Annotated in this window: 18 protein-coding genes and 4 pseudogenes; 11 read left to right on the top strand and 11 right to left on the bottom strand. The window is 70.0% G+C overall.

What is annotated here, in order from left to right:
* Positions 1-77: pseudogene (locus tag ACWD01_RS30815) on the bottom strand (LamB/YcsF family protein); the annotation flags it as partial.
* 53 nt (positions 78-130) lie between these two features.
* On the bottom strand, positions 131-925 hold the full coding sequence (locus ACWD01_RS30820) for a putative hydro-lyase (RefSeq protein WP_451166380.1): 795 nt from the start codon (positions 923-925) through the stop codon (positions 131-133).
* A 294-nt stretch (positions 926-1,219) separates the two neighbouring features.
* On the opposite strand from ACWD01_RS30820, the gene ACWD01_RS30825 reads away from it, so the two are divergent.
* From ACWD01_RS30825 to ACWD01_RS30835, 3 genes are all read left to right on the top strand, one after another.
* The gene (locus tag ACWD01_RS30825) at positions 1,220-1,936 is read left to right on the top strand and encodes a GntR family transcriptional regulator (RefSeq protein WP_451166382.1); all 717 of its coding nucleotides are present in this window, start codon (positions 1,220-1,222) and stop codon (positions 1,934-1,936) included.
* 1,392 nt (positions 1,937-3,328) lie between these two features.
* Positions 3,329-3,787: an ATP-binding protein gene (locus ACWD01_RS30830; RefSeq protein WP_451166384.1), complete on the top strand. Its 459-nt coding sequence runs from the start codon at positions 3,329-3,331 to the stop codon at positions 3,785-3,787.
* 164 nt (positions 3,788-3,951) lie between these two features.
* Positions 3,952-5,211 carry an Nramp family divalent metal transporter gene (locus ACWD01_RS30835; RefSeq protein WP_451166386.1) on the top strand — a complete coding sequence of 420 codons (1,260 nt, stop codon included), beginning with the start codon at positions 3,952-3,954 and terminating at the stop codon, positions 5,209-5,211.
* Positions 5,212-5,558: 347 nt separating this feature from the next.
* Here the strand turns inward: ACWD01_RS30835 and ACWD01_RS30840 are convergent.
* Positions 5,559-5,673, bottom strand: a pseudogene (locus ACWD01_RS30840) (transposase); the annotation flags it as partial.
* A 609-nt stretch (positions 5,674-6,282) separates the two neighbouring features.
* Between ACWD01_RS30840 and ACWD01_RS30845 the strand changes: the two are divergent.
* A pseudogene (locus tag ACWD01_RS30845) lies at positions 6,283-6,646 on the top strand (transposase); the annotation flags it as partial.
* A 210-nt stretch (positions 6,647-6,856) separates the two neighbouring features.
* Here ACWD01_RS30845 and ACWD01_RS30850 read toward each other — a convergent pair.
* On the bottom strand, positions 6,857-7,762 hold the full coding sequence (locus ACWD01_RS30850) for an AurF N-oxygenase family protein (protein ID WP_451166388.1): 906 nt from the start codon (positions 7,760-7,762) through the stop codon (positions 6,857-6,859).
* A 238-nt stretch (positions 7,763-8,000) separates the two neighbouring features.
* Here ACWD01_RS30850 and ACWD01_RS30855 point away from each other — a divergent pair, with 238 nt between their 5' ends.
* Positions 8,001-8,891, top strand: coding sequence for an SDR family oxidoreductase (locus ACWD01_RS30855; RefSeq protein ID WP_451166390.1), 891 nt, complete (start codon positions 8,001-8,003; stop codon positions 8,889-8,891).
* On the opposite strand, the gene ACWD01_RS30860 is transcribed toward ACWD01_RS30855, so the two are convergent.
* On the bottom strand, positions 8,892-9,752 hold the full coding sequence (locus ACWD01_RS30860; RefSeq protein ID WP_451166392.1) for an AurF N-oxygenase family protein: 861 nt from the start codon (positions 9,750-9,752) through the stop codon (positions 8,892-8,894).
* Between the two features lie 346 nt (positions 9,753-10,098).
* Between ACWD01_RS30860 and ACWD01_RS30865 the strand changes: the two genes are divergently transcribed.
* From ACWD01_RS30865 to ACWD01_RS30880, 4 genes are all read left to right on the top strand, one after another.
* Positions 10,099-11,076: a 3-oxoacyl-ACP synthase III family protein gene (locus tag ACWD01_RS30865; RefSeq protein WP_451166394.1), complete on the top strand. Its 978-nt coding sequence runs from the start codon at positions 10,099-10,101 to the stop codon at positions 11,074-11,076.
* Positions 11,077-11,116: 40 nt separating this feature from the next.
* The gene (locus tag ACWD01_RS30870) at positions 11,117-11,404 is read left to right on the top strand and encodes an acyl carrier protein (protein WP_451166396.1); all 288 of its coding nucleotides are present in this window, start codon (positions 11,117-11,119) and stop codon (positions 11,402-11,404) included.
* Positions 11,401-12,624 carry a beta-ketoacyl-[acyl-carrier-protein] synthase family protein gene (locus ACWD01_RS30875; protein WP_451166398.1) on the top strand — a complete coding sequence of 408 codons (1,224 nt, stop codon included), beginning with the start codon at positions 11,401-11,403 and terminating at the stop codon, positions 12,622-12,624. Before ACWD01_RS30870 ends, ACWD01_RS30875 begins: the two co-directional genes overlap by 4 nt.
* A 162-nt stretch (positions 12,625-12,786) precedes the next feature.
* The gene (locus ACWD01_RS30880; protein WP_451166400.1) at positions 12,787-15,573 is read left to right on the top strand and encodes an aminotransferase class III-fold pyridoxal phosphate-dependent enzyme; all 2,787 of its coding nucleotides are present in this window, start codon (positions 12,787-12,789) and stop codon (positions 15,571-15,573) included.
* 140 nt (positions 15,574-15,713) lie between these two features.
* Here ACWD01_RS30880 and ACWD01_RS30885 read toward each other — a convergent pair.
* The 4 genes and pseudogenes from ACWD01_RS30885 to ACWD01_RS30900 all read right to left on the bottom strand — a co-directional run.
* Positions 15,714-16,007 (bottom strand): annotated as a pseudogene (locus tag ACWD01_RS30885) (IS21 family transposase); the annotation flags it as partial.
* 652 nt (positions 16,008-16,659) lie between these two features.
* Positions 16,660-17,625, bottom strand: coding sequence for a pirin family protein (locus ACWD01_RS30890; protein ID WP_451166402.1), 966 nt, complete (start codon positions 17,623-17,625; stop codon positions 16,660-16,662).
* A gap of 131 nt (positions 17,626-17,756) precedes the next feature.
* Positions 17,757-18,701: an AEC family transporter gene (locus ACWD01_RS30895; protein ID WP_451166403.1), complete on the bottom strand. Its 945-nt coding sequence runs from the start codon at positions 18,699-18,701 to the stop codon at positions 17,757-17,759.
* 193 nt (positions 18,702-18,894) lie between these two features.
* Complete coding sequence (locus tag ACWD01_RS30900) at positions 18,895-20,328, bottom strand: dihydrolipoyl dehydrogenase family protein (protein WP_451166405.1); 1,434 nt, start codon at positions 20,326-20,328, stop codon at positions 18,895-18,897.
* A gap of 118 nt (positions 20,329-20,446) precedes the next feature.
* On the opposite strand from ACWD01_RS30900, the gene trxA reads away from it, so the two are divergent.
* Positions 20,447-20,842, top strand: coding sequence for a thioredoxin (gene trxA, locus ACWD01_RS30905; RefSeq protein ID WP_451166407.1), 396 nt, complete (start codon positions 20,447-20,449; stop codon positions 20,840-20,842).
* Between the two features lie 122 nt (positions 20,843-20,964).
* On the opposite strand, the gene ACWD01_RS30910 is transcribed toward trxA, so the two are convergent.
* Positions 20,965-22,149: a thiolase family protein gene (locus ACWD01_RS30910; RefSeq protein ID WP_451166409.1), complete on the bottom strand. Its 1,185-nt coding sequence runs from the start codon at positions 22,147-22,149 to the stop codon at positions 20,965-20,967.
* 233 nt (positions 22,150-22,382) lie between these two features.
* On the opposite strand from ACWD01_RS30910, the gene ACWD01_RS30915 reads away from it, so the two are divergent.
* Entirely contained in the window at positions 22,383-23,900 is a 1,518-nt protein-coding gene (locus tag ACWD01_RS30915) for an IclR family transcriptional regulator domain-containing protein (protein WP_451166411.1), read from the top strand.
* A 24-nt stretch (positions 23,901-23,924) separates the two neighbouring features.
* On the opposite strand, the gene ACWD01_RS30920 is transcribed toward ACWD01_RS30915, so the two are convergent.
* On the bottom strand, positions 23,925-24,194 hold the full coding sequence (locus ACWD01_RS30920; protein WP_451166413.1) for a hypothetical protein: 270 nt from the start codon (positions 24,192-24,194) through the stop codon (positions 23,925-23,927).
* Between the last annotated feature and the right edge of the window lie 20 nt (positions 24,195-24,214).

Consider the following 24,214-nt stretch of genomic DNA (forward strand, 5'->3'; position numbering starts at 1 on the left):
GCCTCGTCGTCGGTGAGGGTCCAACGCCCGAAGCCTTCCGCCAAGTCGGCGTTCAGGTCGATCACGATGTCTGTCACAGCTGTTCTGTCTCCTTGGCACAGTCCGCTCGGCACGAGATACCACAGCGCCTTCATCCGAGGCGGTAGTCCGTGTCCCGGGCATCAGTGATCAGCATGTACCCGGGCGCGTGGGTGATCGCGAACGGGGGGCGCGAGGCCATCAGGGCCGTCTGCGGTGTGACGCCGCAGGCCCAGTACACAGGTACATCGCCCGGCTCTGCCTCGACCGGGTCACCGAAGTCCGGGCGGGTGAGGTCCTCGATGCCCAGGGCGCCGGGTTCCCCGACGTGCACCGGGCCTCCGTGGACAGAGGGCATCAGCGCACTCACCCGGCTCGCGGCGCCCACCAGCTCGGCCGGTATCTGCCGCATGGACACCACCATGCGGCCGTGCATCCGGCCGGCGGGGCGGCACTCGCGGCTTGTTCGGTACATTGCAACATTGCGCCCCTGATCGACGTGCCGCAGGGGTACGCCCGCGTCGGCCAGGGCGCTCTCGAAGGTGAAGCTGCATCCGATGAGGAAGGTGACCAGGTCGCCGCGCCAGGCATGGGTGACGTCGCTGGGCTCGTCGACGAGCCGGCCGTTCTCCCAGACTCGGTAGCGGGGCACGTCGGTGCGCAGGTCGGCGCCCGGGGCCAGCACCGTGGTCGTGGACCCCGGGTCGGTGACGTCCAGGACGGGGCAGGGCTTGGGGTTGCGCTGGCAGAACAGGAGAACGTCGTAGGCCCAGTCGGCGGGTACTGCGATGAGGTTGGTCTGGGTGTAGGTGGCACACCATCCCGTAGTGGGCGAACTCGTGCCGTTACGGAACAGCGCGCGCGCCTCGCCGGGGGTCAGAGCCTCCCGATGGGCGACTGCAGTCATCAGCGGTCCTTTCGCTAGAAACCGTCCGCCCACTGGAATCAGGGCCGCCGCCTGCGGCAAGCCGTGCGGTTCCGGTGGCCCTCCGAGGAAGATCCACTTCCGCCCTCTATGAACTGTGCGTCCTGGCCGCCAGGGCGGGTCGCCCGCAGCCACACACCCAAGATAGAATATCGTTGAACGATCCGACAAGGCCCCTGTTGTTTCGTTCGCGAGTTTCCGGTTGACTGGGACAGCACAGAAACCGCCTCTGGGAGACCGTCGGACGCCGTCGGCCGTACAAGAAGGATGAAAGCCATGACAGCCGAGGTCGACCCGTCCGTGCTCGTCAGCGACCGCGCACTGCTCGGGCGCTCGAGCACGGCCGACCGGGTCACGGACATTTTGCGTGCACGCATCGCCGAGGGGTACCTGCCGCCGGGGAGCAAGCTCTCCGAGGACGCCATCGGCAACGCCCTAGGGATCTCCCGCAACACCCTCCGAGAGGCGTTTCGCCTGCTCACGCGCGAAAGACTGCTCGTCCACGAGCTCAACCGCGGCGTCTTCGTCCGCATGCTCACCGTGCAGGATGTCACCGACATCTACCAGGTGCGCAGGCTTATCGAGTGCGCAGCAGTACGCTCCCTGGGGGCGCCGCCCTACGACCTGAGCCAGGCCGAGGCCGCGGTCGCCGAAGGGGAGAAGGCCGCCGAGGAAGGCTCTTCACTCGCACTTGGCACAGCCAACATCCACTTCCATCACGCCGTCGTGGCCCTCGCCCACAGCAGACGCCTTGATGAACTGATGCGCGGTGTCCTGGCCGAACTGCGCCTGGTCTTCCATGCCATGGACAATCCGCGCAGTTTCCATGAACCGTACCTGGCGCGCAATCGGGAGATCCTCGCTGCCCTCAAGGCGGCGGACAGGGTCAAGGCAGAGCTGCTTCTGGCCGCGTATCTGGACGACGCCGAGAAGCAGCTCGTCCAGCGGTACTCCGAGAGCATCGCCGGCGGCGAAGGCGGCTCGCGCCGGTAGAACAGCGCCAGCCGCTGGAGTCACCACCGGTCCTTCCGAGCCGCGGTTCCCCTCCGAAGGCCATGAGCGCGGACGGCCGGTAGGCGAGGCGATCGAGGGTGCCGCTCAGTTCGAGAGCTTGGGGAGTGCACAGAAGGGTCAGGACCACATCGGGATGCCGGACGAGGAGTGATGGCTGTGGGCCCCCGCAACACCTCCCGGCGGTGCCCCGAATGCGGGCACACCACCATGGATACCCCGGCGTATCCCCGGACTCGAACCCGGCGAGAGAACACTGCGAACGTCGAGATGACGCCGCGTCGCCTGCTGTGACGAGAACGACCAGCGCCCTCGCCTCCGGATCGAACGCCCGAGTCTCCTTGACTGAGCGGACTGCTGCCTGTACTCGACGCTCGTCTTCGAGCCGTGCCGGTAGGCGCCACGCCGCTCCTGGGATGCCCGTTGCAGAGGGAGCAGTGATCCCGCAGGATCTCAGCGAGCGCGATCGCCTGACCCACGGTGGGCCGCATGAGGAACTTGCCCGCACGGTTCATCCGGCCCGGCCCTTCCGCGCTTGGTGTGATCATTCCAGTGCGGGCCACTGACAACGGCGTGCGCCTGCCGGCGAGTCGCCGCCTGCCCCGCTCACGTAGGAGCTGGGAGCGGCCCGCGGCACCGCGGACAGCGATTTCGCGGGAGCGGCGCCGCATCCGCCGGTGACCGTCGGTGCTGCACGGGTCAGGCCGCGCCCGGGTGGCCTCGCCTGCCACCCCGCCGCGCCGAGGGGTGTCCCCGTCCACGCGGCGAACCTGAGGTGCCCGGCTGTCCCGGTTCGACGGCGGCTTCCACCGGTCCGCTCCGCCACGCCCGCGGTGCCGGCACCTTCCCGTCGCTCAGTGGCGTGCCGCAAGCGTCACGGGGTCGATGCAGACATGCAATAGGCCTGCTTATCCGAAATGTTACCCAGCGCGGTAGGGACACCGTCCAGAGCGGCGTTACTGCGTCACGAGCAGCCTCGGGTCGGTGCCCACTCCGGGTCCTACACCCACTTCGAGCAGACCTGCAGCTCAACGAGGGTGTGCAGAGAGGCCGGAAGGATCCGGGGTGAGGGGTCGAGGGTGCTGCACCGGCAGGGCGTCACCCGCGGTGGGTCCTGGTGCCCGACACGGCCGCCCGGAGGCGCGGACGAGGGGTTGACAGCTCGGCGAAGTGACTGAATAGTCCAGAGGGCGGATCGTAGAACGATCCTACGCAGAAATGGAAAGGCGGAGGTTGTGGCTCGCGGCCGGTACTACCGTCCCGCGACCCGGCCGAGGCCACAGGCCCCAGGCCCCTGTCCAGCCGCTTCGAGCCCCCTCGGAGGCGGAACCCGCCGCACGGCGCAGCCCGTGCGCATCCCCAGCGAGTGCTCAAATGCCTCCTTACACCGCCACTCAGGCGCAGCCGGCCCCGGATGCCGACATCACCGACCAGCAGACCTGGACCCTTCCCGCGTCGGCCGCGTCGGCCCGCTCCGCCCGCCGACAGGTCGGGGACCGGCTGCGGGCTTGGGGACTGCCGCATCTCGTCGACGATGCAGAACTGATCGTCTCCGAGCTCGTCACCAACGCGATCTACCACGGGTCAAAGGGTGATCCGGTCTGGCACACCGTGCGGCGCATCCGCACGGCGACCGAAGACGCGGTCCGTCTCGAGGTCGGCGACTACGGTCGAGGATGGAGCGATGTTCCGGCTCCCCGCGAAGCCGGCGACGACATCCACTGCGACGGGCGGGGGCTGCGCCTGATCCAGGCCCTGTCCTCCGACTGGGGCGCCTGGCGCCTGCCCCACGGTCACCTGGTGTGGGCCGTGCTGCATGCCGACGCCGACTGAGCCTGCCGACATGCAGCACGGCCCACGGCTCCCCGCACGACCTCGCCCGCCAGGTCGTATAAAAAGACTCTCACCCTCTTGAAGGATCGTTCAACGATCCCTAGTTTGTTCTCACATCAAGCCCGCGAAATGTGCGTCGAGCAAGATGGCTAAGGAGCTCCCCCATGAGTGAAATCGACAGCCAGGCGGGACAGCGACCAGCTGTCCGCCCAAAAACCCGCAGATTTGGGCCGGGACTGCTGGTCACCGCGGCGTTCATCGGCCCTGGGACGGTCACGACCGCCAGCATCTCCGGCGCGAATTTCGGATTCGCGCTGGTGTGGGCGGTGGCGTTCTCCGTCGGTGCGGCGATGGTGCTGCAGGAGATGTCGGCCCGCCTCGGCATCGTGAGCCGGGCCGGTCTGGGCGAGGCGCTGCGCACGACCTTCCGCCAGCCCGCCGTGAAATACGGCGCCATCGGGCTGGTCGTGGTCGCCATCGCTTTCGGCAACTCGGCCTTCCAGACCGGGAACCTCACCGGCGCCGGCCTCGGTCTCGAAGCTCTCACGGGCGTGTCGCCCCAGGTATGGGCCGGCGTGGTCGGCGCCGTGGCCTTCATCCTGCTCCTGACCGGCACGTACCGCCTGATCGAAGGGGCGATCATCGCCCTCGTCGTCCTGATGAGCGTGGTGTTCGTAGCGACGGCCGTGATCGTGCGACCGAATCTGGGAGACCTGTTCGGCGGGCTCGTTCCGTCGGTGCCCACCGGCTCGACACTCATGGTGATCGCGCTCATCGGCACCACTGTCGTGCCCTACAACCTGTTCCTGCACGCGAGCTCCGTCCAGCAGAAGTGGAGCGAGGACGTGCCCGTCGACGAGGCGCTGAAGGAGTCGCGCGGCGACACCTACCTCGCCATCGGTCTGGGCGGTCTCATCACGCTCGCTGTGGTCACCACCGCGGCGACGGCCATGTTCACCAAGGGGCTCGGCGTCACGAGCGCCGCCGACATGGCGGCCCAGCTGGAGCCGCTGCTCGGGTCGTGGGCCCAGGGCTTCTTCGCACTCGGGCTGTTCGCCGCCGGACTCACCAGTGCGATCACCGCGCCGCTCGCGGCCGCGTTCGCGGTCAGCGGGGCGCTGGGCTGGAAGCCCGACCTGAAGGCCACCAGGTTCCGCGCGATCTGGGCGCTGGTGATCCTCGCGGGCACGATCTTCGCTGTGCTCGGCGAGAGCCCGGTCACCGCGATCCTCTTCGCGCAGGCAGCCAACGGGCTGCTGCTGCCGATCGTCGCGGTCTTCCTGCTGGTCGTGATGAACCGTCGTGACCTTCTCGGTGACCACCGCAACAGTCTCACGCGCAATGTGCTCGGCGGCGTGGTGGTGCTCGTGGCGACCGGTCTCGGTGTCTTCAACATCCTGCGCGCGACGGGCGTCGTGGGCTGACCGCGCAGGAGCGGGCCGCCCGTGTTGCATATGGACCACGTCTCAGCGACCACGGGACGCCGACCATGAAGGCGGCCCGGCCCGGAGCGGCAACCGCGCCTCACCGGCCACGGTGACCCGCATGGACATCGAAGGTGACGTCTAGTCTTCAGAGTCAGGAATTCTGTTCAGGTGTGTAGGCATGCTGCATGGGGCGGCCGAAGGCCGAGTTGACACTGTCGGACGTGGAACGGGCCGCACTCGAGGAATGAGTGCGGCCCGTTCCACGCGGCAGGCATGGGCACTGCGGTGTCGGATCACTTGGCCTGCGCCGAGAACCGCTCCCGGCCGGGGCCTCGGGAACGGGCCTCCGGTTCGAAGGAGCCGTCGCGGTCGCGGGGCACGGCTATCTCCACCGGGCCCGACGTCGGTCAGCACCGTCTTGGAGCGTTTGCCGTCGCGCGGAGTCCCGCCGTTCTCACCGGCCGCACTATTGCGTCTCCCTGACGACCGCTACTCCGCCACCTGTTCGCTTCGACTGGCGGGTCACTCTCACCGCGTCCGAGCTGCTGACGAACGCCTTCCAGCACGCCCGCAAGGAGGATGAACCCTCGGTTCCCGTGAAAGTCGTCCTCACCCGCAACCCCTGACGGCGTCTTCCTCTGCGTCAGTGATCCCCATCCCCGACTCCCAGTCCCGGTCTTCGCTGGCGACAGCGATGAAGGCGGTCGCGGTCTAGTGCTGATCAAGGAGTTCAGCAACGGATACGGCTGCTCCTCCACGGCGCACGGCAAGGACGTTTGGGTCACGATCCTGCACTCCGCGTAACTCCAATTTCCCTTGCCCCGCAATAGATCCGGAAGGACCAGCATCATGTGCTGGCCCTTCCGCCGTGTCCGAAGGCCGTCGCCGCCGACCGCGAGGCCGCGCGGACCAGGAGCTTGCTGTGCAACAAGGTGCCATGTCTTCGTTACTCACGGCGCGGGAGACGTCGCGCTGCCGTCCGGTGCTGCGAAACCGAGATTCACCTCGAGGTCATCGACGGCGGCCGCCCCGAGCTGCTGGCCCTCCCTCAACGGGGTCGGCCACGAAGTCGCGGGCCAGCTCCTGGTCACTGCCGGACAGAACCCCGAACGCCTCACATCCGAGGCCCCTTTCGCGATGCTCTGCGGCGTCGCACCGCTGCCCGCGTCGTCCGGCCGCACCCACCGCCACCGCCTCAACCGGGGTTCGTTACGGACAGGCCAACTCCGCCCTTCACCGCATCATCATCTGCCGCCTGCGCTGGGACAAACGCACCAGAACCTACGTGGAGCGACGAACCCAGGAAGGCATGTCGAAGAAGGAGATCATGCGCTGTCTCAAACCCTACGTCGCCCGCGACGTCTTCAACGCCCTCACCAGGCAAAACACCCACACAGCAGCCACAGAACACCCAGCAGCAACCGCTGCTTGACATCCGTAAGAGCATCCAGGCGATATGCAGAGGCAGCTCGACCGCCCCCTGCCGGGCCCCACGAGCTTCTCCAGCGTGGCGGGCAGCCGGCCCGCGTACCGGGCGTGGAGGACCTCGGCCGCCGAGGGCGCCGCACTGCTGGAGGAGAGCATCGTCCCCAGGGCGTGGCGCGCAGTCGGAGCCCCTGTCAGTCTCCGCCCCCATCCGCGTTCATCTCATCAGCCCGGCCCTCCGCCACCACAGGTGCTGGGCCCGGCCGATCATCCCGGTCTCCGTGAGGAAGGCAATGAGCTTTTCGCCGCTCCACAGCATCGTTTCCCTGAAGTGGGGGTTGGATCTGGCCTGCCGTCGGGCCTCCGCAGGATCGAGGCCGACGGCGCGGTAGAGGACCGGGTCCAGCAGGCACGGGACGTCGAGGGATGCCGCCAAACCGGTCAGGTGGCGGTGGAAGGCGCGGCGGGTCGCCGACGCGTGTGCCACCGCGTTGCGCAGCTCGGTTCGGGCGAAGCTCACGTGGCGGGCCTCTTCGACGACGTGGATCTGGCAGATCCGCCGGATGAGCGGCTGCACGCGCTCGTCTTGGGCGATCTCCCTCTGGAAGCGGTCCAGTAGCTCCTCGGTGACCAGTGCGAGGGCGAATGTGGTGAGGTCCTGGAACGCGGGGCTGCCCGCCGTGAACGCGCGACGGAGGTAGGCGGGAGGGCCATAGGAGGGACATCCCAGCTTGCGGTGCAGCATCCCGAACATGGTCACGTGCCGGGTCTCGTCGCCCATTTCGTTCAGTGCGTAGTGCGTTCGCGCGTCCTTGAGATCGCGTGAAGCCAGGTACCGCGCGAGCATCTGGATCAGACAGAGCTCGAGCCAGCCTCCCATGCCGGCGAGACTGGCGAACTCGTGCCGCGAGAGCTCGATCCGTTGTCGCTCGTCCATTCCTTCCCACAGCGGCGTGCCGTACAGCGACAGTCGCTCGGGTACGCAGAACCACGCTCCCTCCACCAGTGGCGCTTCCCAGCCGATGTCCGTGACGGGATCGAACGAGTGGGCGACGGAGGTCCGGAGCAGCCGCTGCGCGACGACTTCGGGCGTCTGAGCCCGCGGCAGGGAGTGGTGGGTCATGGGGCGTGGCTCCTTCGGCGGTGAGCTGCGCAGGTCGGCAATCTACAGACGAGGGGACTGGGAGTGTGGGACGCGCGGCGGCGGCGTCCGCCGGTTGGCACGTACTACTGATCGCTTACCGGTCTGCTCTCACCGGCGCGCCGGTCGACTGCCGCGCGCGCTCCCGAAAGCTTGGCACAGTGGGTGTCCGGACGTTGCGCGGCATACACGCGCACGATGGTCTTGAGGAGGCCCGCAGATGCGGCGCAGTGTCATGGTCACCGGGGCGACCAGCGGGCTGGGGTTGGCCACCGCGCTGCGGCTGGCCTCCGTGGGGTACGAGGTCTTCGCCACCGCCCGCAGCGAGGAGAAGGCCGGCAAGCTGCGTGCCGCAGCTGCTGAGCGGGGCGTTCGCCTGCATGCGGTGCTGTTGGACGTGGCCGATCCGCCGTCCTGTCAGCAGGCGTTGGAGCAGGTCGCGGAACAGAGCGGCGGTCCGTGGGCCCTCGTCAACAACGCCGGCGTTCCGCTGGCCGGGGCAGTCGAGGATGTCGGTGACGAAGCCGCACGCTACCTGCTGGAGGTCAACGTGCTGGCTCCGGCGAGGCTGGCCAGACTCGTCCTCCCGGCGATGCGCCGCCGGGGCGGGGGGCGCATCGTCAACATCTCCTCCCTGGGGGGCCGGATCACCGCTCCGGGCATGGGCTGGTACTGCGCCGGCAAGGCGGCCCTGGCGACCGTCAATGACGCGCTGCGGATGGAGGCTTCACCCGGCGGAGTGCACGTGGTCCTCATCGAGGGCGGCGGATACGCGAGCGACATCTGGCACAAGGCGGCCGACGGCCTCCGGGACCTGGCGATGGACGGGCAGTCGCAGTTCGCCGGTATGTACCGGGCCGCCGAGGCGCCGCTGCGGGCGGGCGCCATGCTCCCCTCGCCCGAGCCGGTCGCCCGGGCCGTCCAGCGTGCCCTGGGGGCGGCCCGCCCCCGGGCCCGGTACGTGGTCGGGGTACGGACGCGGATGAGCATGATGGCCGACGCGCTGGCTCCGTACCCGGTGGGTGATCACGTCAAGCGGGTCGCCCTGGGGGCGGTCGGTTCCCACGGGCTGGTGGACTACGTCGCTAACCGCTGGTGCCGGCCCTGGTGACTACGGCAGGAGGCCTGCCCTGCGCCACCAGTGCCGTTGCCACGGGCCGATCATCCCTGCCTGGGTCAGCAAGCTGATGAGCCGCTCGCCGCTCCAGTGCAGTGTCCGGCGGTAGTGCGGGTTGCCGCGGGCCTCGCGGCGGGCGCGGATGGGATCGAGACCGGCCGCAGAGTAGACGCCGGGGTGGATGCGCTGGGCCAGGGCCACGAAGGCGGACACGGCGGTGAGTTCCCTCTGGAGGAGCAGGCGCGGCCGGGAAGTACGGGCCGCGGTGTCGAGCAACTCGGTTCGGGCGAAGCTGACATGACGGGCCTCTTCGGTGACGTGCAGGCGGCACACCTCGCGCACCAAGGGCTGCACGCGTTCGTCCCGTACGATCTCCCGCTGCAGGCGGTCGTTGACTTCTTCGATTACCAGCGCAAGGGAGAAGATGCTGAGTTCGCTGTACAAGGTGCTGGCCAGGGCGAACAGCCTTTGTACGGCTGGCGAAGGCGAGTACGGGTCACACCCCATGGCGCGGATCGCCCGGCCGAACATCACGCAGTGCCGGGTCTCGTCCGCCACTTCCGTCAGTGCGTAGTGGCTGCGGCTGTCGCTGAAGTTCCGGGACGAGGCCATGTACTTCGCCAGCAGCTGGATCAGGCACAGTTCGGTCCAGATCCCCGCGCTCATGAAGCTGGCCATTTCGTACCGGGACAGCTCGATGCGCTGTTTCTGGTCCATCTCCTCCCACAACGGCGTGCCGAACAGCGACAGGCGCTCGGGGCGACAGAACCAGACGTCGTCCGGCACCGGTGTGTCCCAGTCGATGGCGTCGCGGGGAGCCGGAGCGGCGGAGGCGCGCAGCAGGCGCCGGGCCATGAGGTCGGGGTCCTGGGGCCGCGGTGTGGGGCGACGGGTCGTCATCGGTGGCATCCGCTCCTTCGGTGGGGTGAGGGGCGGCCAGTTGGGCGAGTGGGCCGTGGGGAACACGGTGGGGAGCAGGGTGCCCAGCCCCGGGCAGCCCATGTATACATGAAACGACATCCCTAAACGACACCCTTGAAAGCATTTTGCTCCTTCTTCGTGAATTTCACATCGCGTTGCCGCCGCGCTGGTCGACAGATTCGGATGGGCAGTGCAGCTAGCGGCTAGCTTTGTTCGGGTGAGCGACGTCAGAGCGTGTCTCGCGGGAGTGACGGCCCACCTCCCTGAACGCTGGGTCGACATGGCCGAGCGGGAAGCCCAGATCGTGGCCGCGAGCGGTGGTTTCGTTCCGCCTCCGGGGCTGCTGACCCAACTGACCGGTGTGCGAGGCGTGCATCTGATCGGCGACGACCAGCAGGCTTCTGACCTGGCAGTGAATGCCGCGCGTAAACTGCTGGCCGATTGCGGCGCCGGGCCCGAGGACATCGACCTGATGATTTTCGCGGCGGCGAGCCAGGACCTGGCGGAGCCGGCGACTTCCCACATCGTTGCCGCGCATTTGGGGCTGAACTGCCCGGTGTTCGATGTGAAGAATGCCTGCAACAGCGTTCTGAACGCTATTGAGATCACTCAGGCGCTGATTTCCTCCGGACAGTACCGCAGGGTGCTGATCACTTGCGGGGAGGCGCCGTCGCTGTACGCGAGGCTACGGATTCCCGACGCTTCCGCCTTCGCCCGTTCCTTCCCCTCCTTCGGTTTCTCCGACGCCGGCGCCGCGCTGCTGTGGGAAGCCGGGGAAGAGGCCGGAATCCCCTCACAGTCCCGTGGCGTGCTCGGCGCCCGCTTCGCGGCGGACTCCGCCGTCTGGCCGTGCGCCACCGTCCTGCACGGCGGGACACGCACCGTGCGGCAGGTCCCCGGGGAGTCCGCCTTCTTCCAGATGGAGAGCACCCGCATACGCGACAGCCTCCACCTTCTCTGCCGAACCCATCTGCCTCCTCTGCTCGACGAACTGGCCCTGGACGTCGCCGACTTCTCCTTCATCGGTGTGCACCAGGTGTCGCTCAGCGACCTCGACGACCTGTGCGCCGCGGGCTTCGGGATCCCCCGGGAAAAACTCGTGATCTCCCTTCCCCGCCACGGCAATGTCGCGTCCGCGTCGCTGCCGCTGCAGCTCGCCACCGCCATCGACAGCGGACTGGCAGGGCCCGGCGACCTGGTGGCACTGATCGGCCTGGCCGCAGGTAGCAGCGCCGGCCTGGTGGTGATCCGGTTGTAAGCCTCACACCCCACCCACGACGACCGATGCGGGGCAGTAGATGACGTCACTGTACGAACCGATCAAGAGCGCGTTGACGCGCCACTTCAACATCCCCGAGGACACGATCGAGCCCGAAAGTACGCTCGAAGACCTGGGCATGGACTCGCTGGCAGTAGTGGAACTCATGTGCATCCTGCAGGACGACCTGGGCCTGCGCGTACCGGATGTCGAGCACCTCAAATCCGTTCACGGCACCTTGGGCGAGGCCGTGGCCGCCGTCGAACGCGCCCAAGAGCCCGCAGCGGCCGTGCAAGCGGCCGCCGGCGCTCCGGTGCACCAGGCATGAGCCGGCGCGACATCGCGGTGACCGGCGTCGGTCTCATCACCGCCGCGGGCACCGACGTCGTCACGAGCTGGCAAGGAGTGTGCTCCGGCATCTCCACGGCCGCCGTCGACCCGGAACTGGGCGACGTACCCGTGCCCCTCGCCTGCCGCGTCCCCGACTTCGACGCCGCGGCACTGCTCGGCCGTGCCGTGTGGCGCACCGACCGCTTCGTCCACCTGGCGCTCGCCGCCGCCCACGAGTCGGTCAGGGATTCGGGCCTCGACACCGCCGCCTGGGACGGTGCGCGCGTCGGAGTCGTCGTCGGGGTCGGCACGGAGAGCAAGGAGACCAGCGTCGCGGCATTGCGCAAATACAGCGACCACGCCTACGAGACGCTCTCCCCCCTCACCGTGCCCCGCTCCACCGTGAACGCCGCCGCCGCCGAGATCTGCATCGTCATGGGGGCGTACGGCCCGAGTATGGCCGTGACCACGGCCTGCGCATCGGGGGCCACCGCGCTGGGGACCGCCCGCGACCTTTTGCTGGCCGACCGCTGCGACGTCGTCCTGGCCGGTGGCACCGAGGCGCCCTGCCACCCCCTCACCTCGCTGTCCTTCTCCCAAATGGGCGCCCTGTCCCGGAGAGTGCACGACCCCCGGGGCGCGAGTCGCCCCTTCGACAGCACGCGTGACGGGTTCGTCCTCGCCGAAGGCGCGGCCATCCTGGTGCTCGAGCGGGCCGCCGACGCGCGGGCCCGCCGTGCCCGGCCGCGCGCCTACTTCTGCGGCTACGGCTCGTCCACCGACGGCTACCACTACGCCGCGGCGCACCCCGAAGGCATCGGCTTCGAACGGGCCTTCACCGCGGCGCTGGCCGACGCCGGCCTGAACGGGGCCGACATCTCCCACGTCAACGCGCATGGTACCGCCACGGTGATGAACGACCGCATCGAAGCCGCCGCACTGGACCGGCTCTTCAACGGCCATCCGCCCCCCGTCACCTCCACCAAGGGCGTCACGGGCCACACCCTCGGCGCGGCAGGGGCCATCGAAGCGGCGCTCGCGACCCTGACTCTGCAGCACCAGACCATCCCGCCCACGGCCAACCTCGACCAGCTCGACCCGGCGATCGACCTTGACGTCGTTGCCAAGCAACGCCGTCCGCACCGGATGGAAGCGGTCATGAGCAACTCGTTCGGATTCGGCGGGCACAACGCGGTACTCGTCCTCCGCCAGGCCTGAGGGCTGCTCCGCTCACCGCACACCCGGGCCCGACAGCCACAGCACGGCCGGCCCTGCCCGCTCGCGCCGACCTGACGGGAGCTGACGTGAGGTGACCGGTCCTGACGTGTCCTCGCCCCCACACCGCCCGCCCCCGCTCCGAGAAGAAGAGTAGGAACTGTCGTGGCCTACCGCACTCCGCACGCTCTGTCGCCCGCCGCAGAACCGCTGGACCTGGGGGCGGGGTCGAACGAGCCGGAACCGAGACCCGGCAGCGGCGGTACGCCCCGGGCGGCGGCCGCACCCCGCCAGGCCCGCGTCTCCGGCCTGCACATGATCGCAGGCGCCGTCGTGGAGGCCGGACGCCTCCTGTGGTGGACGGCGTACTACACGATGCGGTGGGGCCTGGACCGCGTATCCCGCTCCGGCGGGCCGGATCCCCGCCTGCGCCTCGCCGCTCTGCTGCGCGGCTACCTGCTGCGCATGGGCCCCCTGTACATGAAGGCGGGGCAGGTCCTGGGCACGCAGTCGGGGCTCCTTTCCTCCGAGGCGGCCGAGGAGTTCCGGTCCTTCTTCTCCGGGCTGCCGCCCATGCCGGAGGCAGCGCTGCGCCGTACGGTGGACCGCGGGCTCCCCGTCCCCGTCGCCGAGGCCTTCGCGTCCTTCGCCTGGCAGCCGGTCGCCGTCGGCTCCGTCGCCCAGGTCCACCGCGGCGTCCTCGCGGACGGCACCGACGTGGCCGTGAAAATCGTCAAGAGCGGCGTCAGGCAAAGGCTCGAAGCCAGCACACGAGCCCTGGGAAAGTTCCTCGCCGCGGTGCACGCCCTCTGCCCCCCACTGCGCCCCTACGACCTGCCCGGTCATTTCGCCGAGCTGCATCCCCTGCTGGTGGGCCAGTGCGACATGCGCCAGGAAGCCGCCCGGCAGAACGAAGTGGCACGGAACTTCCGCGGCCATCCCTTCTTGCACGTTCCCCGTACGTACGACCATCTGTGTACGGATGATGTGCTGGTCATGGAGTACGTCGACGGCGTCCCCGGGATGGACCCGGGCCAGGCCGGCCATCCCCGGCCGGCCCTGGCGCGCCGTCTCCAGGACGTCTTCTACAGCATGGTGTTCTTCCACGGACGCTTCCACGTCGACCCCCACCCCGGGAACATCCTGTTCCGCCCCGGCGGTCAGATCGTGCTGCTCGACTTCGGCCTCGTGGGCACCTTGTCCGCGGACGACAAGTGGAACCTGTCCTCCTTCTACTACGCGTGCATCCGCGGGCAGTGGCAGACGGCCACGGAGCGGTTCGTCCGCACCTTCGTGGCCAACCCCGAACGGCTGGTGCCCCACCACGAGGAGTACGCGGAGAAGCTGGCCGCCATCCTGCGCCGCCACTTCCAGGTGCAGACGTCGCGCTGGTCCACCATGGAGTTCTTCGACGACGCCACCCGCCTGCTGCACGGATATGGCGCGCGTGCCTCCACCCGGTTCTCGCTGCTGTCACTGTCGCTACTCACGGGCGAGGGCTTCGTGACGCAGACCGATCCGGACATCAACCTCTACGACAACGCCCGGCGCTTCACCGACCTCTTTTCCCCGTACATGAGCGAAGCGGTGCGAGAGAAGTTCGAGCACGAGATCGGCGGCCTGAGCCCTCGCTCCATGGCGGCCCGCCGCGACGCCGCCCGCTACTTGGTCGCCCCCACCCACCTGGACCGCTACGGCCTGCCCAGCGCCTTCCCCCTCGTCATCACGAAGGCCACGGGCGCCCACATCCACGACCTCGACGGAAACGAGTACGTCGACCTCTCGTGCGGCTACGGCCCGCACATCCTCGGCTACGCACATCCCGGCACGTCCCGCGCCATCCAGGAAGCCGTCGCCCGCGGATCGGTCAACGCTCTGGGCAATCCCGCGGAACTCCGACTGGCAGAACTCATCGCCGAAGCCTTCGGCACCGGAACGAAGGTCATCCTCGGCAACTCGGGGACGGAAGCGGTCCAGATGGCGCTGAGGGTGGCACGCGCCTACACGGGACGGCAGCGCGTGGCCAAATTCGAGGGCCACTACCATGGGTTCTCCGACCAGAGCCTGGTGAGCTCCCTCTTCCGCTACAGCGGCGACGCCCCATCCCCCAACCCGGTGGCGAACTCGGCCGGCATGCAGCGCACCGTGGTGGAAGAAACCCTCGTCCTGCAGTACGGCGACCCCGCTTCGCTGGACCGCATCGCCGCCCACGCGGGAACTCTCGCGTGCGTCATCCTCGAACCCATGCCGGTGACGACGGCGGCCTTCGACCGCTCCTTCCTCCAGCAGCTCCAGGAGGTCTGCGCACGCGAGACCATCCTGGTGATCTACGACGAGGTGATCACCGGCTTCCGCGTCCGCTACGGCGGCGCCCAGCACCTCGTCGGCGTCACACCGGACCTGACCTGCCTCGGCAAGATCATCGGCGGTGGCCTGCCGTGCGGAGCGGTGGCAGGACGACCCGACGTCATCGACATCGCCCGCACCACCGGCGACCCCTACCTCGACATCGATACGCGGGCATTCGTCGGCGGAACCATGAGCGGAAACTCCATCACCGCCGCCGCGGGCACCGCCGTCCTCGCCCACCTGAAATCACACCCTGGCATCTACGACGAACTGCAGCACAAGACCGAGTGGCTGGCCCAGGAACTGACCACCCACGCGGCCACCAGCGCAATCCCCTGCAACGTGGCGGCCGCACACTCCATCTTCTCCATCACCTTCGACCACGCCGCCCCACGGCTCATCAGGGATCGGCTGGCCGGATCGAACTTCAAAGCGAACCTGGCCCTCTCTTACTACATGCGCAAACACGGCGTCTACGTCCCCGAACTGCACACGATGATGCTCAGCGCCGCACACACAGCCGAAGACCTCCAGCACGTCTCCCGCGCCTTCGCGCACAGCATCGAAGAAATGAAGGACGACGGCTTGTTCACCACTTACTGACTTCTGTTCCGCCCTGGTCCGAAGCTGGCGGAAGCGCGCGTCGCTGCGTTTGAGGTTGAGTACGAAATCGTCCTTCCCGATGCTCATCGGCGGTTCCTCACGCCCGTCGGCGACTCAGGCGCGGCGCCGTTCTACGGCGCCCGCCGGGTGGTCCGTTCCCCGCCTGTGAAGCCCATCGCCGTGATCCGCCGGTGCACGACATCGGCACGGATCCGGCCGTGGGAGTTCACCACCAACTCCTCGATCTTCGCGAGGTATTCATCGATCGGACGGGCCCGGTGCTGCCGCTCGGTCGGGCTCTTGCCCTCGGCCCGAGCCCGCACATACCGGGCCACCGTGTGGTGGTCGCAGCCGGCCAGCTCGGCCGCCGCTCGGTAACTCCCCGTGAGGTCGTATGCCTCAAGGATCTCCATGATCTCCCTGCTGTTCTTCACACCGGCCAGCTTCGCCGACCGGCATCGGTCCAGGTCCGGGGAGATATATGGCCGCCCGTGGGGCAACCCTTGGCCATGAATGGGGCGCTAAGTGGCCGCCTACGGGGAGTATCTACTGGCCGCCGTCACCCGGCCCCGAGATGACCGTCGCGGGCCGCCAAACAACTTACGGAGGACCGATGCCGCCTCTCCGGCGGCATTCTCGCGAACTCGGCAACTCGCATCATGATCCCGCACGCAGAAGCGGTCCCGCCGCGAACCGAGGGCAGCTGAGAGGGCATCCTTTGTGGACTACCCACAACTCGCTGGATCGGCGTAGACGCGGAGTCGACCGTTGCCCATCACGCGCGACGCAACACACGCCACGACTCCGCACGTGTACGAGACCGCCTTGCCGGCGGAGCCCTCGGCTGGCTCACTCCCGGCGCGACGCCAACGCGCGGGTCGCCACTGGATGAACTGACTACTCGTCAGTAAAGTCAGCATAGAGTCAGCATTCGTTCCGCCAAACGTCACCACACCCTGCGCCACATGGGAGTCGCACCCAAGACCCACAGCGCACCCCAGGGGCCGAGTAAGCAGCAATGCCTCGCCAGGAAACGGAACCCTCCTAGCCAACCCACCTCAAACCAGTTCAGGTGATTGTCCCAGCTCAGCGCACCCTCCCCCGCGCCTTCAGCGGCGTCGCGGGCAGTTCCGGGGCTGGAATCGGAGGGCCGTCGTAGCCTTTCACCTCGCCGAACCTGGTGCCGTTCATCCAGTCCTCGCGGGCCTGTGCGATATCCTCTTGGGACCGTCCGATCCAGTTCCAGAACATGATGATCTCCTCCTCGAACGGCTCGCCACCCAGCAGCATCAGGCCCGCGTCGGACTCGGCGCGCAGCGGGAGTTCGGTGCGGCCGCAGCCGAGGTAGAGCATGGAGCCCGGGAGGACCGGGACGCCGTCGACGTGGGCCTCGCCGGACATGGAGAGCACCGCGTACTCGAAGTCCGGGTCGAGCGGCAGGCGCGCCTCCGTGCCCGCGGCCAGGGCCAGATCCGCGCCCACGATCGGGGTGTACGCGGTGCCCGGCGACGTCGCTCCGTCGAGGGTGCCGAGAACGACCGTGGCGGTCAGGCCGGGGGCCGTGACCTGCGGCAGGTCGGTGTGGTGCTGGAAGTGGGGCTCGGTGTGGCGGTGTTCCGCGGGCAGCGCCACCCACAGCTGTGCGCCGTGCAGAAAGCGGGCGTGGGGGCGGGGGCTCTCCTCCGAGTGGCTGATCGCCCGCCCGGAGGTCATGAGGCCCAGTTCCCGGGGGCGGATCGTGGCGAGCACGCCGGTGCTGTCGCGGTGCAGGACCTCGCCCTCGTGCAGCCAACTGACCGTCTGCAGGCCCATGTGCGGATGCGGCGGCACCTGCATGCCGGGTTCGTCGGCGATGTCGTCGGGGCCGTAGTGGTCGACGAAGGCCCAGGCGCCCACCATGCGCCGGCCCAGGTTGGGCAGGAGGCGGCGGACCTCGGTGGACTCGCCGAGCGGGACGCGGCGGGGACTGAGGAGTTCACGGACGGGCTCTGCGACGACGAACCCACGACCGCCGCATACGGAGAGGCCGGCCTGACGATCGAGATTGCTCATGGGACCCAACCTATTCCCGTACGGGCGCCGGAAGTCCACCCTCCCGCTGCGGGTTTCGTCACCGGTCGCCCGGTTGCCTGGTTACCCGGTTGCCTGGTTACCCGGTGGCGCCGGGCAGCCGCCGGTCCGGCTCAGGCGAGGAGCCAGGTGATCACGGTCAGGGAGCCCATGGACAGCAGGGTGGACAGTACGACGGTGTCCGAGACGAGCCGCGTGTCGAGGCGGTACTGGGACGCGAAGATGAACGCGTTCTGGGCCGTCGGCAGTCCCGCGCACAGCACGACCGCGAGCAGGTCGTGGCCTTCGAGGCCGAAAAGCCAACGGGCGAGCGCGTAGGCGACGAGGGGTTGGACGGCTGTTTTGAGGGTGACCACGACGTACCGTTCGGCACGCGCGCCCCGTGCGGCCTCCGCGAGCGGCGGGCCGGCCGGGCCCGTCTTTCGGGTGTCGAGCGACATGCCGAGCGCGAAGAGCGCCGCGGGGACGGCGGCGCCGCCGAGCATCTCGGCAGGCGCGGTCACCACCTCCGGCAGGCGCAGGCCCAGTGCGGCCACGGCCACGCCCGCCGCCGACGCGGCGATGATCGGGTTGCGCAGGGGCAGCCGCAGCAGGCGGCGTCTGGCGCCCGTGCCGGGCCGCGCGTCGAGGTCCAGCAGGGTCAGGACCAGTGGGGTGACGAACAGGGTCTGGAAGAGGGCCGCCGCCACCGCGAACGACGCGTCGCCCAGTACGTGCACGGCCACCGGAATGCCGAGGTTGGCGGAGTTCACATAGGAGCCCGCCATGGCGGATATCGCCCGCTCCGCCTGCTTGCGGTGGAACACCCAGCGGCCGATCAGCAGGCCGAGCCCGAACATGACGAGCACGCTCGCGGCGAAGACCGCCACCCCCGGGTTCGCCAGGTCGGAGACCCGGGCGCGTGACAGGGTCACGAACAGCAGCGCCGGCATGGCGTACGTGAAGGCGAACCGGCCCAGGACCGACTGCCCGTGCTCTCCGAGTACGCCGAAGCGGCCGGCCGCCCAGCCGAGCGCGGTGATCACCCAGATGGGCAGGAAGGCGGAGAGCACGGTCACCGCGCCAGCATGCCCGAGGGTGATCACGGCCGTTCGGCCGCCCCCGGGGCAGGACGCCCCAGCCGGAGACGCGCCCCCGGGCCAGGAGAACCCCGCTGGAGATCCGCCCCCGGGGGCAGGAGGCACCCGCGGGAAACGCGCCCCGGTGCCCGGCCGTCCCCCGGGGCGCAAACGCCCCCAGGCCAGGGCCTCCTCAGGCCGCCCGGTACGTCTCCAGCAGCCGCAGCCAGACCTCGCTGATCGTCGGGAACGAGGGAACCGCGTGCCACAGCCGCTCCAGAGGCACCTCCCCCGCCACCGCGATCGTCGCCGAGTGCAGCAGTTCGCCGACGCCCGCCCCGACGAAGGTGACGCCGAGGAGGGTCTCCCGGTCGAGATCGACGACCATGCGGGCGTGGCCGCGGTAGTTGTCCGCGTACAGGCTCGCGCCCGCGACCGAGGCGAGGTCGTAGTCGACGGCGCGCACCCGGTGGCCCGCCTGTTCCGCCTCGGCGAGGGACAGGCCCACGGAGGCGGCCTCGGGGTCGGTGAACACGACCTGCGGCACCGCGGCGTGGTCGGCCGTCGCGCAGTGCGCGCCCCAGCGGTCGGACTCCAGGAGCGGGACGTGCTGCGCCCTCGCGGCGATGACGTCGCCCGCGATGCGCGCCTGGTACTTGCCCTGATGGGTGACCAGCGCACGGCGGTTGACGTCGCCGACGGCGTACAGCCACTCCGTGCCCGTGACGCGGCAGCTGTCGTCGACGGTCAGCCACGAGCCTGGTTCCAGGCCCACGGTCCCCAGCCCGATGTCGTCGGTGCGCGGGGCGCGGCCGGTCGCGAAGAGCACCTCGTCGGCCTCGATACGCTCGCCGCCGGCGAGGACCAGGGTCACGGGGCCGCTGCCGCCGGGACGTTCGACGCCGGCCACCTCGGTGTCCGTCCGGATCGTGACGCCGGCCTCCTTCAGGCCCTCGGCGACGTGCTCGCCCACGAACGGCTCCATCCGGGGCAGCAGTCCCCCGCCGCGGACGAGCATGGTCACCTGCGAGCCGAGCGCCTGCCAGGCGGTGGCCATCTCGACGCCGACCACTCCCCCGCCGACGATGGCCAGCCGCCCCGGCGCCTCGCGGGCGCTGGTCGCCTCGCGGCTCGTCCACACCCCGGCGCCCGCCAGGCCGGGGAGGTCGGGCAGGACGGCCCGGCTGCCGGTGCTGACGACGACGGCGTGCCGCGCGGTCAGCGAGTGGACCTCGCCGTCCGGTCCGTGCACGACCACTTTCCTCGTGCCGTCGAGGGCGCCTCTGCCCCGGTAGACGTGGGCGCCGGTGGAGTCGAGCCAGGCCAGCTGGCCGTCGTCCTTCCAGTGGGCCGCCTTCTCGTCACGGCGGGCGAGTACGGCCTTGGTGTCGAGGGGGCCCCGCACCGCGCCGTCCAGGCCGGGCAGCCTACGGGCGTCGGCCCTGGCGATGACCGGACGCAGCAGCGCCTTGCTCGGCATGCACGCCCAGTACGAGCAGTCCCCGCCGATGAGTTCGCTCTCGACCACAGCGGTTCTCAGGCCCGCCGCTCTGGTCCGGTCCGCCACGTTCTCCCCGACGGGGCCCGCACCCAGTACTACGACGTCGTACTCCACAGCTTGGGTCATAGGGACAGTCTGATCGGGGGTGTGCGTCATGGCCACATGGGCAGGGGCAGGAATATCACCGCCCCGGGCACCGTTGTCCGGGGCGACTCCGCCGGTCGTCAGGAAGAGGTAGTAAGCCATGAGCACCGTTGAGCTCACCAAGGAAAACTTCGATCAGGTCGTGACCGACAACGAGTTCGTCCTGATCGACTTCTGGGCTTCCTGGTGTGGTCCCTGCCGCCAGTTCGCGCCCGTCTACGAGGGTGCGTCCGAGCGGCACCCCGACCTGGTGTTCGCGAAGGTGGACACCGAGGCCCAGCAGGAGCTCGCGGCGGCCTTCGAGATCCGCTCGATCCCCACACTGATGATCGTGCGCGACAACGTCGCGGTCTTCGCCCAGCCGGGCGCGCTGCCCGAATCGTCCCTCGAGGACGTCATCGGTCAGGCCCGCGCCCTGGACATGGACGAGGTCCGCAAGTCGATCGATGACGCCCAGCAGGGCGCCGCCGCCGAGGGCGGCCAGGCCACGGCCTGACCCGTCGAAGAGCGAGACCTGTGCCCTTCGGGCCATGAGTGGGACGACGTACGGGGCGTGAACGGACGAAGGTCCGGTCGCGCCCCGTACGTGTGTCCGCGGGCGTGCCGGGGACGGCCGCGTCAGCGCTCCAGTACGAGGGCGAGCCCCTGCCCCACGCCGATGCACAGGGCCGCCATGCCGGCCCCGGACCCCGCCGCCGCGAGCTGGTGGGCCACGGAGCCGGCGAGCCGGGCGCCCGACGCGCCGAGCGGGTGGCCGATGGCGATGGCGCCGCCCCGCCGGTTCACGACCGAGGGGTCCAGCTCCGGCCACTCGGCCAGGCAGCCGAGCGACTGCGCGGCGAAGGCCTCGTTGAGCTCGAAGGCCGTCAGGTCGTCGAAGGACCTGCCCGCCTTCGTGAGCGCCCGCCGGACCGCTTCGACCGGGCCGAGCCCGAAGAGCTGCGGCTCGATGCCAGTGACCGCGGAGGCGCGGATCCGGGCGAGCGGCTCGCGGCCCGTCGCCCGCAGCCCCTCCTCGTCGACCAGAAGAAGCGCCGCGGCGCCGTCGTTGAGGGGTGAGGCGTTGCCCGCGGTGACCGTGCCGTCCGCGCGGAACGAGGGCTTCAGCTTGGCGAGCGCCTCCATGGAGGTGGTGTCGCGGATGCATTCGTCCCGCGGCAGGTCCACATCGCCGTACGGGACGACCTCGCCGTCGTACAAGCCCTTCGCCCAGGCCTCCGCGGCCTTCTGGTGGCTGGCGAGGGCGAAGGCGTCCTGCTGCTCCCGCGTGATGGCGTGCTTGTCGGCGACGAGTTCCGCGCCCTCGCCGAGGGACACGGTCCATTCGGCGGGCATCGCCGGGTTGACCATGCGCCAGCCGAGCGTGGTCGAGTGGAGCTGCTGGTGGCCCGCCGGGAAAGCGCGCTCGGGCTTCTGCAGCACCCACGGCGCACGGGACATCGACTCGACGCCGCCCGCGATCGCCACGGTCGCGTCGCCGAGCGCGATGGCCCGTGCCGCCTGGATGACCGCCTCCATGCCGGAGCCGCACAGCCGGTTGACGGTCACGCCGGGCACGGAGACCGGCAGCCCGGCGAGCAGCACCGCCATCCGGGCGACGTCGCGGTTGTCCTCGCCGGCCCCGTTGGCGTCGCCGAACACGACGTCGTCGATCCGGGCGGGGTCCAGCTCGGGTGTCCGGTCCACCAGGGCCCGCACGACGTGCGCGGCGAGGTCGTCGGGCCGTACGGACGAGAGCGCGCCCCCGAACTTGCCGATCGGGGTGCGTACGGCGTCGACGATGTACACGTCGCGGATGCTCATCGGTTCTCTCCCAGGGCCTGGAGCAGCGGGCTGTTCAGTTCTTCGCTCGGGTTCGGTTCTGCGGTCGGTTCAGTTCTGCGGTCGGTTCGGTTCTTGCGGCGGTTCGGTTCTGCGGCGGACGACTCGACTTGTTCGCCTGATGAACTTTGGTTCACAATTACTCGCGCCCGAGTCTCTGCCCGGCGGTGCCCGCTGTCAACGGCCCGTCGGACGCCCGCCGCACAAGGAGCCCCATGCCGCAGCCCCCGCCCCCTCCCGTGGGCCCGCTCGACCGCGGCCTCGCCGTGCTGCGCGCCCTGTGCTCGCCCGAGGCCGCGGACCGGGTCCGGCACGGCGATCTCGCCCGTACGACGGGCCTGGCCCGCTCCACGGTGGACCGGGTGGTGTCCACGCTGGCCCGGCTGGAGCTGGTGCGCGGCGACGGACGCGAGGTGGCGCTCACGCCCCGGCTGCTGGAACTCGGCGGCGCATATCTGACGGCGAGCGGACTGCCCGCGGCGCTGGGCCCGGCAGTGGCGCGGCTCGCGGACGAGTTCGGCGAGCCGGTCTCCGTCGCGGTCCCCGACCAGGACCTGGTGCGGATCGTCGTACGGGCCTCCAGCCGCCGGACCATGAACCTCAGCTTCAGAGTCGGGGACGTGCTTCCGGCGGAGCGGTGTGCCGCCGGCGCGGTCTTCCGGGACGGGCGCGAGGCGGCACTCGACGAGTCGCACGAGCCGTCATACGGGGTCGAACCCGGTCTGGTCACAGTCGCGCTGCCGTTGCGGGACGCCGCCGGGCGGACGGTGTGCGCGGTGAGCGTGGCCAGTCACACCAGCCGGCACACGGCCGACTCGCTGGCCCGAGCGGTGCTGCCCCGGCTGCGCCGGACGCGCGGCGCGATGGAGGAGGCGCTCGCCGCGCCGCGGCTGCCGCGTGGCGCGGCGGCTGCCCGGGCCGACGACTCGACCGCGGCGGCCAAGCGGGAGCTGGGGCCCGCGTATCTCCAGTCCCTGGCGCGGGGGCTCGACGTGCTGCGCGCGCTGGGCGCGGACCCCGGCGGCGGTATGCCGCTGACCGCGGTCGCGGAGGCCACCGGTCTTGCGCGTGCCACGGCCAGACGGTCGCTGCTGACGCTGGAGCACCTCGGCTACGCGGGACGGGGCCCCGACGGACAGCGCTTCGTACTGCGGCCGCGCGTCCTCGAACTGGGCTGCGCCCGGCTGTCGGGCCTCGGTCTGACCGACATCGCGCAGCCGCATCTCGCGGACCTGGTGCGGCGGGTCGGCGAGTCGGCGTCGCTGGCGGTCCTCGACGGGTCCGACATCCGTTACGTGGCACGGGTGCCGACCGTACGCATCATGAGCATCGACATCACCGTCGGCACCCGCTTCCCGGCGTACGCCACCGCGATGGGGCGGGTGCTGCTCGCCGGTCTGCCGGCGGGTGAGCGGCCCGCGCTGCCCGCCGAGCTGCCGGCGCTGACCGGGCACACCGTGACGTCGGCGGGCCGGCTGACGGCCGTCCTCGACGAGGTGGCGGCGCAGGGCCACGCGCTGGTCGACCAGGAGCTGGAGGAGGGCCTGCGTTCGCTCGCGGTCCCGGTGCGCGACGGCCGGGGCACGGTGGTCGCCGCGCTGAACGTGGCGCAGCACGCCGGGCGGGGCAGCGCGGAGGCGATGCGGGCGGCGATGCTGGGCGCGCTGCGCGAGGCGGCGGGCCGGGTGGAGGCCGAGCTGCGAGCGGTGGGGGTCGTGACGGGCGCGGCGTGACGACGGCGCGGCCGACCCGCCGCGTCACACGTCGGCCGCGTCCACCACGCGTACGACCAGGCCCAGCGACAGCTCCGCGCCGTCCACGAGCAGTGCCTCCACCGTGCGGGTCCGCGGGTCGATGTCGGCCTCGACGCCGTCGCCGACGTACCGCGGATAGCCGGACGCGCCCTGCTCGCCCGTGGCGTCGACGACGGCGACGCGGACCGCGTGGTGGGCGAGGGTGGCGGGGTCCTGGCTTTCTGCGGTCTCGGGGATGACGAGGATCCCGAAGCGCTGCGGTTGAGTGTTCATGCAGGCGACGCTAGACACCC

Source organism: Streptomyces sp. NPDC002835, from assembly GCF_053591995.1.